The 14450-nt window shown below is 55.7% G+C and carries 12 protein-coding genes and 3 pseudogenes; 7 read left to right on the forward strand and 8 right to left on the reverse strand.

Annotated elements, in window-relative coordinates; translation table 11 throughout:
- Positions 1-24: 24 nt before the first annotated feature.
- Both GWK63_RS02330 and fghA read left to right on the forward strand, forming a co-directional pair.
- Positions 25-426 (forward strand): VOC family protein, encoded by a 402-nt coding sequence (locus GWK63_RS02330; RefSeq protein ID WP_003618982.1) that lies wholly within the window; start codon positions 25-27, stop codon positions 424-426.
- Positions 427-450: 24 nt separating this feature from the next.
- Positions 451-1278: an S-formylglutathione hydrolase gene (fghA, locus tag GWK63_RS02335; RefSeq protein WP_166498121.1), complete on the forward strand. Its 828-nt coding sequence runs from the start codon at positions 451-453 to the stop codon at positions 1276-1278.
- Positions 1279-1720: 442 nt separating this feature from the next.
- Here fghA and GWK63_RS02340 read toward each other — a convergent pair whose 3' ends face one another.
- A complete protein-coding gene (locus GWK63_RS02340; protein ID WP_039906093.1) occupies positions 1721-2911 on the reverse strand; it encodes an IS91 family transposase in 1191 nt (396 codons plus the stop codon).
- A gap of 19 nt (positions 2912-2930) precedes the next feature.
- The gene (locus GWK63_RS02345) at positions 2931-3182 is read right to left on the reverse strand and encodes a tyrosine-type recombinase/integrase (protein WP_276510565.1); all 252 of its coding nucleotides are present in this window, start codon (positions 3180-3182) and stop codon (positions 2931-2933) included.
- A 189-nt stretch (positions 3183-3371) separates the two neighbouring features.
- Here GWK63_RS02345 and istA (GWK63_RS02350) point away from each other — a divergent pair, with 189 nt between their 5' ends.
- On the forward strand, positions 3372-4904 hold the full coding sequence (istA, locus tag GWK63_RS02350; RefSeq protein WP_456305973.1) for an IS21 family transposase: 1533 nt from the start codon (positions 3372-3374) through the stop codon (positions 4902-4904).
- The gene (gene istB, locus GWK63_RS02355; RefSeq protein ID WP_166498122.1) at positions 4901-5740 is read left to right on the forward strand and encodes an IS21-like element helper ATPase IstB; all 840 of its coding nucleotides are present in this window, start codon (positions 4901-4903) and stop codon (positions 5738-5740) included. The genes istA (GWK63_RS02350) and istB (GWK63_RS02355) overlap by 4 nt, the downstream gene beginning before the upstream one ends.
- 78 nt (positions 5741-5818) lie before the next feature.
- Here the strand turns inward: istB (GWK63_RS02355) and GWK63_RS02360 are convergent, their stop codons facing one another.
- The 5 genes and pseudogenes from GWK63_RS02360 to GWK63_RS02380 all read right to left on the reverse strand — a co-directional run bounded on the left by GWK63_RS02360 (position 5819) and on the right by GWK63_RS02380 (position 10826).
- Positions 5819-6481 carry a tyrosine-type recombinase/integrase gene (locus tag GWK63_RS02360; RefSeq protein WP_223846622.1) on the reverse strand — a complete coding sequence of 221 codons (663 nt, stop codon included), beginning with the start codon at positions 6479-6481 and terminating at the stop codon, positions 5819-5821.
- Positions 6482-6916: 435 nt separating this feature from the next.
- A pseudogene (locus GWK63_RS02365) lies at positions 6917-8018 on the reverse strand (IS91 family transposase); the annotation flags it as partial.
- 86 nt (positions 8019-8104) lie between these two features.
- Complete coding sequence (istB, locus tag GWK63_RS02370; protein ID WP_166498123.1) at positions 8105-8884, reverse strand: IS21-like element helper ATPase IstB; 780 nt, start codon at positions 8882-8884, stop codon at positions 8105-8107.
- Between the two features lie 8 nt (positions 8885-8892).
- Positions 8893-9624, reverse strand: a pseudogene (gene istA / locus GWK63_RS02375) (IS21 family transposase); the annotation flags it as partial.
- Positions 9625-9746: 122 nt separating this feature from the next.
- Positions 9747-10826, reverse strand: a complete 1080-nt coding sequence (locus GWK63_RS02380; protein WP_007396201.1) for an IS5 family transposase — start codon at positions 10824-10826, stop codon at positions 9747-9749.
- 479 nt (positions 10827-11305) lie between these two features.
- On the opposite strand from GWK63_RS02380, the gene GWK63_RS02385 reads away from it, so the two are divergent.
- Positions 11306-12922 (forward strand): hypothetical protein, encoded by a 1617-nt coding sequence (locus GWK63_RS02385; protein ID WP_223846623.1) that lies wholly within the window; start codon positions 11306-11308, stop codon positions 12920-12922.
- A 64-nt stretch (positions 12923-12986) separates the two neighbouring features.
- Complete coding sequence (locus GWK63_RS02390; protein WP_130732960.1) at positions 12987-13256, forward strand: hypothetical protein; 270 nt, start codon at positions 12987-12989, stop codon at positions 13254-13256.
- Positions 13257-13285: 29 nt separating this feature from the next.
- Here the strand turns inward: GWK63_RS02390 and GWK63_RS02395 are convergent.
- A pseudogene (locus GWK63_RS02395) lies at positions 13286-13381 on the reverse strand (IS5/IS1182 family transposase); the annotation flags it as partial.
- A 62-nt stretch (positions 13382-13443) separates the two neighbouring features.
- Here GWK63_RS02395 and GWK63_RS02400 point away from each other — a divergent pair.
- Positions 13444-14412 (forward strand): HNH endonuclease, encoded by a 969-nt coding sequence (locus GWK63_RS02400; protein WP_083824464.1) that lies wholly within the window; start codon positions 13444-13446, stop codon positions 14410-14412.
- The last annotated feature ends 38 nt before the right edge of the window (positions 14413-14450 follow it).

A 14450-nucleotide genomic window follows, 5' to 3' on the forward strand; every position in this document is an offset into this window, starting at 1 on the left:
GTTGGAAATTACAGGAGAACGATCATGGCAGTTATTTCCGGTGACGGTGTTTTCTCTCACGTTTTTCTTGGGGCAGTGGATACTGCGGTATCCGCGAAATTCTATGACGCCGCGCTTGCGGCTCTGGGCATAAAAAACCTGGGGCCGTTCGGGCATGGGTGGATTCTGTATGGCCGCGAAAAGCCAGCCTTCATCATTGCACGTCCAGGCAACGGTGAAGCGCCCTCAAGCAACGGTGTCACCATCGGTTTTGCAGCAGCGACACCCGCCGAAGTGGAGGCTTTTCATGCCGCAGGTCTTGCCAATGGGGGAACCGATGAAGGCGCACCCGGCCCGCGAAGCCACTTACCGGGCGCTTACGCTGCCTATCTCCGGGATCCGGCAGGGAACAAGATCTGCAGTTATACCTTCACGGACGGTAACTGACATGCGCAAAAGGCAGTGAGAGCCATGGAACGCAAGGAAACACACGCCTCTTTTGGGGGGGTGCAGGAAGTCTGGCGACACAAGTCCGTGTCGTTGGGTGTGGAATCAAACTTCGCGATCTACCTGCCGCCGCAGGCAAAAACTGAAAAGGTTCCCGTTCTTTACTGGCTCTCCGGTCTGACATGTACGGAGCAGAATTTCATTGGCAAGGCTGGCGCGCAACGCGTGGCCGCAGAACTGGGCATCGCCATTGTCGCGTCGGATACCAGTCCACGGGGCGTGGGTGTGGCTGATGACGATGCGTACGATCTTGGACAGGGTGCCGGATTTTACCTCAATGCGACGCAGGAGCCGTGGGCTGCGCATTATCGGATGTATGATTACGTCGTCACGGAACTTCCTGCGCTGATTGAGGCGAGCTTTCCGGTTACGCAGCAGCGAGGCATTGCGGGACATTCGATGGGTGGATTTGGCGCCATCATGATCGCGCTGCGTAATCCTGGCCGCTATCGTTCTGTGTCAGCCTTTTCACCCATTGTGGCGCCAACGCAGGTACCATGGGGTGAAAAAGCGTTCAGCGCTTATCTTGGTCCGGATCGTGCCAGTTGGGCGGCCTATGATCCGCTTGAACTTGTGCGGACAGCAACGGAAAGACTGCCTGTCCTGATAGATCAGGGTTTGGCAGATCAATTTCTGAAAGAACAACTCAGGCCACAACTGTTCCAGGCAGCCGCACAGAACGCAGGGCAGGAACTCATTCTGAATCTTCGTCCTGATTACGATCACAGTTATTATTTTATAGCCAGTTTCATTGCAGATCATCTCAGACATTTCGTGAGTAAACTAGGATGAACAGATTGTCAGATTTTTTGGATCCGCGCTTTTCTGGCTTCGGGTGGAGACGAAATCTGTTAGGGGCGTCTTGGAAACTGTGGAATTAACTGGCGGCTTTCTGCATCTTTTGTCCGGAAGCAGACATTCCGTTTGCCTGAAGGGTTTCGGGCGCCGCGAGGCGTACGAAAGTCTGGGAAGACCGAACCCGCGACACCGGGACTCAGTTATGGAGAATTTGCAACTGGCGCCACCCCGTGGGAGAGCCTGAGCCAGAGCATACAGGTGCGTTTGTGGAACTGGAACGGGTTTTTGTGACCGGATCTGCATGACGCGATGTCAGAACTGGCGGTGCAGGCAGCAATTTTCCCGATTTTTTCAGTGATGCGTACAGGAGCCTCGGTTTGCCGGCGCGGAGCCACTCCGACATCGGGATCGGTCATGCTGTCGTATCTGCGGGCTGTCATGGTGATCCCTTGGTTGGATCACTCGCCTGTGGCGGCCCTCGGGGCTGGCACCATCGGGGAAGGATCTGGATGACGACCATCGGACCACCACAGCATGGGCACGGCGGTGGCGTGACCGGTTCGGCTTCCGGGACTTCTGGCGCTGGTGTGGATATGACATTCAGCAGTTCCCGCACCCGGGCGAGGCTGGCCTTGCGGCTGGAACTGGCCAGTAGGCCATAATGGCGGATGCGATGAAATCCCCGTGGCAGGACATGCAGCATGAAGCGGCGGATGAACTCATCCGTGGCGAGTGTCATGACCTGCTGCTGGTGGGCCGTGTCCCGCCGGTAGTCCTTGTAGCGGAACGTCACGCCGTTTTCGTTGAACGCCAGGAGGCGGCGGTTCGAGATGGCGACACGGTGGGTATAGCGCGACAGGTAGGCCAGCACTGCTTTAGGACCGGCAAAAGGCGGTTTGGCGTAGACGACCCAGCGCGTGCTGCGCACAGGGGCCAGATACCGCATAAAGGCACGGCGGTCTGCCAGAGGGGCAAGCTGCCCCCGAAAGGCCAGCCGGTCGGCATCGAAAAGTGCGCGCAGCCGGGTCAGGAACAGGCGGCGGAACAGTTTGCCCAGCACGCGAACGGGCAGCAGGAAAGCCGGTCGCGATGAGATCCAGCGCTGGCCATCGGGCGAGAGACCGCCACCCGGCACGATCATGTGCACATGGGGATGGTGGGTCAGCGCCGAACCCCAGCTGTGCAGCACGGCGGTGATGCCGATGCGCGCCCCCAGATGCCGGGGATCGGCGGCGATCGTCATCATCGTCTCCGAGGCGGCCTGGAACAGCAGGGCGTAGAGAACGGCCTTGTTCTGGAGCGCGATGTCGGCGATCCGCGCAGGCAGGGTGAAGACGACATGAAAATACCCGACCGGCAGCAGATCGGCCTCCCGCTCGGCCAGCCATGTCCGCGCGGCGTTTCCCTGACAGCGCGGACAATGACGGTTGCGACAGCTGTTATAGGCGATCCGCCAGTGTCCACAGTCCCCGCAGGCCGCGACATGACCACCAAGGGCCGCCGTGCGACAGTGTTCGATCGCCGACATGACCTTGAGCTGCTGCAGGGGGAGACGGCCGGCATGGGCTGACCGCCAGGCAGGGCCGGCAGCCCGGAAGATGTCCCCCAGTTCGAGGGAGGCGGACATGACCGCCCCCGCCCGGGGATCAGCCGTCGGGCCTCGCCTGCGTTGTCGCCAGCATGCCCAGTCTGTCGAGCGGACTGATGACGGCCCGCACGGTCCGTGTCGCAACTTTTGTATAAAGGGCCGTGGTCTCCAGGCGGGAATGACCCAGCAGAACCTGGATCACGCGGACATCAACACCATCCTCAAGCAGGTGCGTGGCAAAGCTGTGCCGCAGGGTATGAGGCCCCACACGTCTGGTGATCGAAGCAGCCCGCGCGGCATCGACAACCACACGATGGAGCTGCCGTGTGCTGATGTGCTGCGCGACAATCTGGGTAAGAATCGGCGTCGATCAGGGTGAGAATTCCGGCTGGGCGGTGCGGAGGGCGTAGCCCGCAGCACCGCCCAGCCGGTGGCCTTCTTTTGGCCGGGGATCGTGGCCGCGCCGATACTGGGATTTTTCCCTCGCGGGGAGGTTCCGGTGCCGGGGCGTCACATCAACGATCATCAGGTGAGGCTCTTCATGAACTCCCGACGCCAGTTTTCCATTGCCGCTTCCGCTGCAAAGGCCGCGATCAGCGTGGCCAGCGCCTATCGTCTCGAGCGCGATCGACGCCTGCCTTCGGAGAAGACCGTGCCGCGCAGTCGGCGGCGGCCCGATCCTCTGGCCGATATTTTCGACACGGAGGTCGTCCCGCTACTGCACGCATCGCCCGGTCTGCGGCCGATCGCGATCTATGCCGAGATGCGGCGGCGTCATCCCGATCTGCCCGAGGGCATCCGCCGCACGCTGGAGCGGCGGATCCGTTCCTGGCGCGCGCTGCACGGCCCCGAGCGGGACGTGATCTTCCGCCAGGAGCATGAGCCCGGCCGGATCGGGCTGTCCGATTTCACCGTCATGGACGATCTCGCCGTCACGGTCGCGGGCGAGGCGCTTTCGCACCGGCTCTATCATTTCCGGCTGCCCTTCTCCGGTTACGAGCATGCTCATGTCATCCTCGGCGGCGAGAGCTTCGTCGCTCTGGCGGAGGGAATGCAAAACGCGCTCTGGGCGCTGGGCGGCGCGCCGGGCGAGCACCGCACCGACAGCCTGTCGGCGGCCTTCCGCAACCTTGACGCGCCGATGCGCGAGGATCTGACCCGCCGATACGAGGCCCTCTGCGCGCATTACGGCATGACCCCATCACGCAACAATCCCGGCGAGGCGCACGAGAATGGCTCGATCGAGAGCGCCCACGGCCATTTCAAGAGTCGCCTCGCCGATGCGCTGCTCCTGCGCGGCAACCGGGATTTCCCAACGATCGCGGACTATCGCCGCTTCATCGACGAGAATGCGGCGCGGCATAACGCCCATCATGCAAAGCGCATCGACGTCGAGCGCGCAACGCTCCTCAAGCTGCCCGCCCGCCGTTCCGGCGATGGGGAGGATCATGTCGTCACCGTCACGTCGGCGGGCGGTTTCACCCTCAAGCGCGTCTTCTACACCGTGCCGTCCCGCCTGATCGGCCACCGGCTGCGCGCCAGGCTGTTCGACGACCGACTCGACCTCTTCCTCGGCGGAACCCTGCTGATGACGCTGCCGCGTGGCCGGCCCAAATCACACGACAAGCACGGCCATGTCGTCGATTATCGCCACGTCATCCATGCACTGCGCCGCAAGCCCGCAGCGCTCGCGCGCCTCGTCTATCGTGATCAGCTCTTCCCGCGCGAGGCCTATCGACGCATGTTCGAGTTGCTCTGTGGCAAGCTCGCCGAGCGGCAGGCCTGCAAGATCACCGTCGCCCTCCTGGTCCTGGCGCACGAGCACGCCTGCGAGGCCGAACTCGCACAGGCTCTCGACGACGATCTGCGAGCCAAACGCCTGCCCGACCTCGATATCCTGCGTGCGCGTTTCGCCCCCCGTAGCGCCAGCCTGCCCGATGTCCATGTCCGTACCGTTCCCCTCGCCGATTACCAGCTCCTGCTCGACACCCCTGCCACAGGGACGGCCACAGCCGCGGAGTGCGGCGCATGACCCCGCAAACCAGCATCGACGCCGCCCGGCTCGACCTCATCCTCAACGAACTCCGCCTGCCGGCCATCCGGCAGTTCTGGCCCCAGTTCGCGCAACGCGCGGACAAGGAGGGCTGGCCTGCGGCGCGCCTGCTCGCGGCTCTGGCCGAACACGAACTTGCCGAGCGTGACAGGCGCCGCATCGAGCGCCATCTCACCGAGGCCCGCCTGCCGCCCGGAAAAACAATCGACAATTTCGATTTCGACGCCGTGCCCATGATCTCCAAAGCCCAGATCATGGCGCTGTGCTCAGGCGATACCTGGCTGACCAGCAGCGCCAACCTGATCATGTTCGGACCGCCAGGCGGCGGAAAGTCCCATCTCGCGGCGGCCATCGGCCTCGCCCTGGTCGAGCGCGGCTGGCGCGTCCTCTTCACCCGCACCTCCGATCTCGTCCAGAAACTCCAGATCGCCCGCCGCGAACTCGCACTGGAAGCCGCCATCAACAGGCTGGATCGCTATCACCTGCTCATCCTCGACGATCTCGCCTACGTCACCAAGGATCAGGCCGAGACCGCCGTTCTCTTCGAGCTGATCTCCGCGCGATATGAGCGAAGATCCATCCTCATCACCGCCAACCAGCCTTTCGCCGAATGGAACAAGGTCTTCCCCGACCCCGCCATGACGCTCGCCGCCGTCGATCGTCTCGTCCACCACGCCAACATCCTCGAGATGAACGTCGAAAGCTACCGACGGCGCGCAGCCCTGGAACGAAAGCGAAAATCAGGCCGACCGCCCGCCAGAATGACCCCTCACGAGCGCGACCTCGTCGCAACCGACAATCAGACCAGTACATAACCCTTGCCAGCGACAATCAAACCGCGCTCTGATTGTCGCGCCACGACAATCCATTCTCACCTTGATTGTCGCGCCCCCTCATCCAGATTGTCGCGCTACACTGATGGGCCTCATGGTGTCCTGCCCGGGAAAAAGCCAGCCACCGGAATGCATCACGCCCTGCTGGCGTCCGGCCTTCCACCACTCCCGCAGCAGGGGCAGAAGGTCTGCCGGAAGCATGGCGTTGCGATATCGTCCCCCTTTGCCCCGTTCGACCCTGAGCAGCATGCGCTCGCTGTCGATATCGCTGATCTTGAGAGCTGCGACCTCGGCCACCCGCAGGCCTGCCCCATAGGCGACCGACAGGGCGGCCTGATGCTTGAGGCATACGGTCGCGTTGAGCAACCGGGCAACTTCATCACGGCTCAGCACGACGGGCAGGTTGCGGGGCTGCGCTACCCGGACCAGCTTGCGTGCAAGGTCGGGGCGGTCGAGCGTCTGGGTGAAGAAAAACCGCAGCGCCGACACGATGGCATTCATGGTCGGTGTCGGCATGCCAGCCGCGTTCTGAGCAATCTGGAACTGGCGCACATCCTCGACTGTTGCCGTGTGGGGTGAGCGGCCCAGAAACGTGGCGAAACGGCCGACATCTCGAAGGTAATTGCGCTGCGTCTCCCGGGAGAACCGCCGCACCGCCATGTCATCAAGCAGGCGCTGGCGAAGGGGACTGATTGCAGCAATGCACAGGGACTCTGTCATCATCTGGCTCCTTCTAGTGGGAAGAAGCCAGAGTGCTTGGCCCGATCAGGACAGTTCCAAATAAAACAGATCGCTCACGCCGTGGTGACAGACCTGCACACCGCACCAATCCCGCGTAGCGGGTTCGTTCTTCCTGAAGGGTTTCGGGCGCCGCGAGGCGTACGAAAGTCTGGGAAGACCGAACCCGCGACACCGAGACTCAGTTATGGGGAATTTGCAACTGGCGCTGCCCTGAGGCGCCTCTGAGCGGGGTCACGTGGCGACATTCGTGACGCGACAAAGGGTGTTTCCCGCTGATCCTACACATGAAGATGACAGGATCTTCAGGGCCAGGTGCGCGCTTTCCGTCGTTTTTTCGCGTTTTACGTAAGCCTGTCGGTGCGCCGGAACGAGACGGTTCCGGCAGGCATCGGGTTATAGGGTCATGTCTGCCGATCATCATGCTGATCTCCCGGCCAGATCAGTCGTCCGTGGCGGTCCTCTGGGCTGGCACCAGCGGGGAAGGATCGGGATGACGACCATCGGACCACCACAGCATGGGCAGGGCGGTGGCATGACCGGTTCGGGTTCCGTGACTTCTGGTGCTGGCATGGGTATGACCTTCAGCAGGTCCCGCACCCGAGCGAGGCTGGCCTTGCGATTGGAACTGGCCAGCAGGCCATAATGGCGGATGCGATGAAATCCCCGTGGCAGGACATGCAGCATGAAACGGCGGATGAACTCATCCGTGGCGAGTGTCATGACCTGCTGCTGGTGGGCCGTGTCCCGTCGGTAGTCCTTGTAGCGAAACGTCACGCCGTTTTCGTTGAACGCCAGAAGGCGACGGTTCGAGATGGCAACGCGGTGGGTATAGCGCGACAGGTAGGCCAGCACCGCTTTGGGACCCGCAAAAGGTGGTTTGGCGTAGACAACCCAGCGTCGGCTGCGCACGGGGGCCAGATACCGCAGAAAGGCACGGCGGTCTGCCAGGAAAGCAAGCTGGCCCCGAAAGGCCAGCCGGTCGGCGTCGAAAAATGCCAGAAGCCGGGTGAGGAACAGACGGCGGAACAGCTTGCCCAGCACCCGGACGGGCAGCAGGAAAGCCGGGCGCGACGAGATCCAGCGCTGGGCATCGGGCGAGAGCCCGCCACCTGGCACGATCATGTGCACATGGGGATGGTGGGTCAGCGCCGAACCCCAACTGTGCAGCACGGCGGTGATGCCGATGCGGGCACCCAGATGCCGGGGATCGGCGGCGATCGGCGGCGATCGTCATCATCGTCTCCGAGGCCGCCTGGAACAGCAGGGCGTAGAGAACGGCCTTGTTCTGCAGCGCGATGTCGGCGATCCGCGCCGGCAGGGTGAAGACGACATGGAAATACCCGACCGGCAGCAGATCGGCCTCACGTTCGGCCAGCCATGTCCGTGCGGCGTTCCCCTGACAGCGCGGACAATGACGGTTGCGGCAACTGTTATAGGCGATCCGCCTGTGTCCACAGTCCCCGCACGCTGCGACATGACCACCAAGGGCTGCGGTGCGACAGTGTTCGATTGCCGACATTGTTGATTTTCACTGAGAACTGACCCGGGTTTTTCATCAGGAATTGACCCAGCCAGATGCTATTTCAGGTATAGTTATGCGGGCGGTCAAGAAGGAGATCTGTCCTTCCTGTTTTTTGACGCGGCGGTGCTGGCGCGGAACCTGTAGCTGTCATTTCCTGTCTCGAGGATATGACAGTGATGGGTCAGCCGATCGAGGAGCGCCGTCGTCATCTTCGGGTCACCAAAGACGTCTCCCCATTCACTGAAGCTCAGATTGGTTGTGATGATGACACTGGTGCGCTCATAGAGGCGGCTGAGCAGATGGAACAGCAGGGCGCCCCCAGACGCGCTGAAGGGGAGATAACCGAGTTCATCAAGGATCACGAGATCCAGGCGGAGCAGCCTGTCGGCAATCTGCCCGGCCCGATTGGCGGCCTTTTCCTGTTCGAGCGCATTGACGAGGTCAACCGTTGACCAGAAGCGTGCCTTCTTGCGGTGATGGGTGATCGCCTGGATGGCCAGCGCGGTCGCCAGGTGGGTTTTCCCGGTTCCCGGACCGCCGATCAGCACGACATTTTCAGCACGCTCGATGAAGTCCCCGCCATGGAGCTGGCGGACCATGGGCTCGTTGATCTGCGTATCGGCAAAAGAGAACCCGGACAGGTCTTTGTAGGCAGGGAACCAGGCTGTCTTTGTCTGGTAGGCGATGGAGCGCACTTCGCGTTCGGCCAGCTCCGCCTTCAGAAGTTGCGAGAGGATGGGGATGGCCGCCTCAAAAGCTGGCGCGCCCTGCTCTATGAGGTCAGCCGTAGCCTGGGCCATGCCATACATCCGCAGTCCACGGAGCATGATGACAAGTGAAGCGGCTGCAGGATCATGACGCATGACGGCTGGATCAGGCAGGTTGGCGAGACGCGCTTGGTCTGTTCGACAAAACCGTCAAAGGGACGCCCCGGGACCATGAGGTGTGGACGCTCACTGGCATGGACCTCGGCGATGGTCCGGGCCAGTTCGATATGCTGCAGCCGTTCCCAGCAGTCCAGGCAGCGGGCTTCCAGCCAGGCATTCAGCGCCCCCAGATCCGCAAAGGCAGGCAGATCCTGCCAGATATGGCGCCGGGCATCCTGCACGGTCTTCTCAATCTGCCCTTTCTCCCATCCCGCTGCCGGATTGCAAAAAGTCGCTTCGAACAGATAATGGCTGGCCAGAGCCATGAAGCGCAGATTGACCTGACGTGCCTTGCCTGACCCAATCCGGTCCACGGCGGTCTTCATGTTGTCAAAAATACCCCGCCGCGGAACACCACCGAGCACGCGGAAGGCCTCGGTAAGCGCATCGAAAAGCATTTCGTGGGTCTGCAGGGGATAGGCCCTGAGTATGAAGGCCCGGCTAAAGGACAGTTTGGTGTGGGCAACCTGCAGCTTGACGCGATGCCCGGCAATCACCGCCCAGTCCTCACCCCAGTCGAACTGGAAGGCTTCTCCGGGCTGGAAGCGCAGGGGGACAAAAACACCTCGACCCGTTGTCTGGCGTGCCTGGTGCTGTTCGTGTTTCCATTGCCGGATAAAAGCGGCCACCCGTCCGTAGGAGCCATCATAACCCAGCGCCACAAGGTGGAGGGATCGAAGAACCGTTGATTGATGTTCTTGGCTGGTGATTTAAGGCTTTTGGCGCTTTGATTGATGGTTTTTGGTTGGCTTTTGATCTGCGCTTTGAGCAGATCGGGGACTGCTGTCCGGCTGGATGACTACGCGCTCGCGTTCATCCGCTCCAAGAAGAGGAAGCGGCGCATATTATAGACGATATTGGCCAGGCCGATCCTCATGGTGGCCCGGGTGATACCGATAGTTCGGACGAACAAACCCATTTGCGATTTCTGATCGGCAAAGACATGCTCGACACGCGAGCGGATGACCGACTTTCCAGCATTCGATTTCTGGATATGTTGGGGCATAGGCTTGAGATGCGGCTTTTTTCTGTGAACCTTTGAGACAAAACCCTGCTTTTCCATGAAGTCTTCGTTGGCTTTGGAGCGGTACGCCGTGTCGGCCCAAACGCTTGAGGCCGTATTGGTTTTATCCAGCAGCCCTTCTCTCAATCGCGCACCATCACTGGCGGCGGCATCCGTCGTCTTCCATTTTCGGATGAACCGGAATTTCCGATCGATGGAAATGTGCGATTTATAGCCAAAGAACGGGATGGCGAGATCGCTGGATGGCATGGTTCCATCATCCTGCCGCTTTGCTTTGGTGAACTTCAGTGTCCAGCGCGCATGACGGTCCTTGTGCGACAGCTTTGCGGGTTTGTCCTGCCAGTCTTCAGGAATACGCCCTTCCCGAAGATCGGCTTTCTCAGCGTTCGTATTGCGTTGCTTGGGAGCAGCCACCAGTGTGGCATCCAGGATCTGGCCGGACATCGGGAGATAACCGGCGTTCCGCAGAGTTGCATCAAACCGGCCAAACAGTCTTTCAATGGCTCCCGCCTGGGTCAGGCGTTCACGGAACAGCCAGACCGTTTTGGCATCCGGCACACGGTCCGACAGCCCCAGGCCAAGGAAACGCATGAACGACAGGCGGTCATTGATCAGATACTCTGTCCGCTCATCAGACAAATTGTTCAGCGTCTGGATCATCAGGATCTTGAACATCAGTACCGGATCAAACGGCGGACGCCCGCCTTTACTGCCGTCTGAATACGCCAAAGCCTGCTCCAGATCAGGGCGGAAGACTTCAAAATCCACAGTCCGGGAAAACGCTTCGAGCTGATCGCCAAGCCCGCTCAATCGGGCAAGCCGCTCTTCAACGTCAAAGAAACCAGGCTGCTTCATCTTCCACCATCCCCAATCAACGCCGAAGAAATGGAATCACACAGAACAGCTCGGAGCCAAAGGGTTTTTCGAACCCTCCATCTGATCGAGATAGATGCGGGCCGTCTCCACGACCAGAGGCTCAATCCCGGTTTCCGCCGTCTCGATGATCCGTCCCAATTCCAAACCGTCAATCAAATCGCCAAAACCCAGAAATTACCGGCCAAGCACATCAATCAGGGGTTCTTCGAACCCTCCAGTTTATGAACTTCCACTGATATTTTCATAAATTCATATAAGATTCATATAAGATTCATAATAAGTTCTTTAGGCGATTATCACAGCATGTATTAAATATTATCTATAAATAATATTGTTAGGATATTCCTGTGTCTATGTATGCAAAAAATATGCTATTGATGTCAGGCGCTTTTTCTTGTGTGTATTCATTTTGTTTACATAGCGCTCATTCACAAACAGCGTCAAGGCAAATAAGCATAATGGAAAAACAAATCAATTATTTACAGAAACAAATTCAATATATGAAAATTCAGCAGGTTAAACAAGATAATGAAGTTCGTTTAGTTAAAGAAACTGCTTTGAATCGTGAGAAAATATCGACAGATCCTGCCTATAATAGGCCAATTATAATTGGCAATCCTAATGCAGATAATTATGCAATAAATCGTCCATGGATTACAATTGGAGGAACAGACCCTCGGAGTGAACCCACAACCTATGGTCAAATAACAGGAATGCCAGTTTCTCCTTCTGGGAATACCACAAATGGACTGTTCCACAAAGGTCAATTTAATGTAGGCCGCATATCTATTATTTTGGGTGGATATGTAGAAATGGCAGGTATATTTAGATCGAGAAATGAAACCGCTGATATTAGTTCAAATTTCTCTTCTATACCATGGATGAACTCGCCAAATGCGCATATGAATGAATTCCATGAAACAGAAAGGCAAAGTAGGTTCTCAGCACTAGTTGGTGCAGATATCACCGATAAGTGGCATGTATCTGGTTATACAGAAGTCGATTTTCAAGGGGCTGGATCTGCATCAAACTCACGACAAAGCAATAGCTATGTTTTAAGATCACGAGTAATGTATGGCGAATTTGAAAATAAAATAGATGATTTTTATATTATGGGAGGACAGTCATGGTCCTTAGCCACTCTTTTTAAGAAGGGTATGGATACAAGAAGTGAGCAAATACCACTTGTTATTGATGCTCAATATGTTCCTGGTTTTACATGGACACGAAATACAGGAATTCGTATTGTAAAAGGATTCCATAATCATGAATATCATATTGGTCTATCCCTAGAAAACCCGCAATCGGTATGGGGAGGAACAATATACACTCCAAGTGAAGAAAAAATAACATACAACAATTCTGGTGGACAAGTTGAAAATGTTTCCACAACTTATTCAGATGATGTCGCGCCCGACATTATTTTAAAAGGATCAGCAGATCCCAAATTTGGTCATTTTGAAGCTTTCGGAATTGGTAGATTCATACATGATCGGGTCAGTTACATTGGAACAGGAAAAAGTCATACCAAATTCGCTGGTGGTGGTGGCGGCGGAATGGTTATTCCTGTTGTGAAAAAGTATTTCGACTTTCAAGCATCTGGGTTGGCTGGTTACGGAATAGGTCGTTATGGAACAACAAATTTACCTGATGCCACAACTAATATTCATGGATCTCCAGCCCTACTCCCTGAAGCTCAAGTATTAATAGGGTTGATCGGACACCCATATAAATCAGTTGATATATATGCATACGGTGGTATGGAAAATATACTTTCTCGCAGTTCTTACAATGTTAATGGAACTCCATATGGCTATGGTAATATAGGGTACAATGTCTCAGGATGCCAAATTGAAAATGCTCCAAGCGCTATGGCCTGTAATGCCAACATTCGTCGAGTTTCTCAAGGAACAATAGGTTTTTGGTGGCGTTACTTTCAGGGAGATTATGGCACATTATCATTTGGCGCACAATTCTCTCACACCGATGTTGCTGGATTCTCAGGATATGGAGGAACGCCGCATACAGACGATAATATGGCTTTCTTATCCCTTCGATATCTGCCATTTCAATAATTTTTTAATTTACAAAAAATATAATTTATTACATTAATAAAAATTAAATTCATATTAGGGCGCTATGAAAATAAGAGTAAAAATAGATATTTCTTATATTGGTGAGCAAGTGGCCCACCAATGTTTTCTTGAAAACAGAAATATCGATGATTTAGATTTATATTTAGCTGGTGCGGCTTACGCCATATGTTTTTCTTTATTCACAGAAAAACCATGGATGAAAGAAAAATTCGCTGAAATAGGTAGCGAAATAGCAAAATCTGGAACTAGAAAATTTTCAGAATTAATGGAAATGGAAATATTGAAAAAATCCTATCCAGAAGGGAATGCATAATATTTTTTAGAGCCTGATTCGAAAGTTCTTTAACCCTGACAATGCTTTGCAGTCCGTCGTGTGAGCATTCGGATCGAGGCGATCAATGTCCATGCGGTTGAGGACGCAATGGATTGTTCCCAATCCATGAATCATAATCCACTGAAATCACTCAACTCATTTTCGGTCAGACACTAAGAAAAATACAGTGACGACGTTGGCAAAGCGTGCCGCGTACCGTTGCTCCAATCCTGACTGCGGGGCGACTACAAGTGGTCCGGCTGCTTGCAGAACTTCGTCTGTGAATGTTGGAGAAGCCGCTCATATATATGGAGCGAATCCTGGTTCCGCTCGCTTTGATGCACAGATGACATCGGCAGAACGTGCGGATATTACAAACGCAATCTGGCTATGCTCGAATTGCCATAAATTGGTTGATGACGATCCTTTGCGTTATCCAGCGGGCTTACTATTCGAATGGCAGAAAGATCACGAGTCTGTGGTTTCTGCTCAAATAGGAAAAGCTGGTGCAGTAGTCCGACAAAGATACGAGCGGAGACATTTAGAAGAGTTCGGAAAGCTCAGTTATCTTTCAGAGAGAATTATTTTAGAGAAAGGGGATTTGTGGGAATATAGACTCACATGTGAGGTACTTCGTTATGAAATGGGGCCTGTTACACAAAGATGGAGCGCTCTTCAGAGGGGACTTTATACAAGGGCGTTAACAAAAATTCCAGAAGAGGAATTTATGTCATGGATACATATGAAATTTTCGGAAATGATGAAAATCATCCATTCACTTTCTACCCTGGCAAACTTTGAGTTTGTGAGGGCATGGGGAGAAGCAGGGGTGCCGGGGGATGACAAGGCGATTGTTGCAACATGTCGTTTGGTTGCAGAAGCTTGCAGTCGGGCGTTAGCTTGGGAGGAGAGTGTTCGATTTTGTGTTGTTGATAATCTGTTTGAGAAATGTCAGGGGCTATTATTTGGGATTGTGGGGAGAGTCATTGATGAAATGTCGAAAGTCTCCTCATTTATGAATGATATATTTTGTAAAGATGATCTCTCCGGGCAGCATCATCTATCTCTTGTCTTTGATCTACCTAATGGTTGGGAAAATACCTTTAATGAAGAATTGAAAGTTCTGGAAAATAAAATTATTAAAAATAATAGATAAAAAAGTTTTTATTTCCTAATGTAATGATGATGTCAGCA

The organism is Komagataeibacter rhaeticus (assembly GCF_011611525.1).
Classification (GTDB): Bacteria; Pseudomonadota; Alphaproteobacteria; order Acetobacterales; family Acetobacteraceae; genus Komagataeibacter; species Komagataeibacter rhaeticus.

Bases quoted from the DNA above. Each gene is read 5' to 3' on its own strand.
- GWK63_RS02360 (WP_223846622.1), bottom strand. From the start codon at position 6,481: ATGATGACAGAGTCCCTGTGCATTGCTGCAATCAGTCCCCTTCGCCAG.
- GWK63_RS02390 (WP_130732960.1), top strand. From the start codon at position 12,987: ATGAAAATAAGAGTAAAAATAGATATTTCTTATATTGGTGAGCAAGTG.
- GWK63_RS02380 (WP_007396201.1), bottom strand. From the start codon at position 10,826: ATGAAGCAGCCTGGTTTCTTTGACGTTGAAGAGCGGCTTGCCCGATTG.
- GWK63_RS02340 (WP_039906093.1), bottom strand. From the start codon at position 2,911: ATGTCCGCCTCCCTCGAACTGGGGGACATCTTCCGGGCTGCCGGCCCT.
- GWK63_RS02385 (WP_223846623.1), top strand. From the start codon at position 11,306: ATGGAAAAACAAATCAATTATTTACAGAAACAAATTCAATATATGAAA.
- istB (WP_166498123.1), bottom strand. From the start codon at position 8,884: ATGCGTCATGATCCTGCAGCCGCTTCACTTGTCATCATGCTCCGTGGA.
- istB (WP_166498122.1), top strand. From the start codon at position 4,901: ATGACCCCGCAAACCAGCATCGACGCCGCCCGGCTCGACCTCATCCTC.
- fghA (WP_166498121.1), top strand. From the start codon at position 451: ATGGAACGCAAGGAAACACACGCCTCTTTTGGGGGGGTGCAGGAAGTC.
- GWK63_RS02330 (WP_003618982.1), top strand. From the start codon at position 25: ATGGCAGTTATTTCCGGTGACGGTGTTTTCTCTCACGTTTTTCTTGGG.